This is a genomic window from Rhodoplanes roseus, assembly GCF_003258865.1.
In the GTDB taxonomy this organism is placed as follows: Bacteria; Pseudomonadota; Alphaproteobacteria; order Rhizobiales; family Xanthobacteraceae; genus Rhodoplanes; species Rhodoplanes roseus.
In genome coordinates, this window is the sequence record NZ_NPEX01001000.1 from 1 (window position 1) to 240 (window position 240).

Sequence of the window (240 nt, forward strand, 5' to 3'; positions counted from 1 at the left end):
GGAATGAAGCGTTTGTTCGTCAAATCCGGTCGGCCGAGATATTCCCGGGCAAGCTGGCGTCCGGCAATGTGGAGATGCCCTTCAACGCCCGGCGGCACCGGGCGAAGATGGCGGTCGAGTACATAGAGGCGCGTGTTCCAGACGGGCCTGCCTATGGGGACCGGGGCGGAGCTGTCGTTTGCGACTGCCGGCCAATAACTGACGTCGACGGCGGCTTCTGTCGGTCCGTAAAGGTTGTGG

1 protein-coding gene is annotated in these 240 nt (G+C 62.9%); it reads right to left on the reverse strand.

Annotation, left to right across the window (positions count from 1 at the left end):
• Positions 1-240: AMP-binding protein (locus CH341_RS33345; RefSeq protein WP_146604837.1), on the reverse strand; the 240-nt coding region annotated here is incomplete at both ends.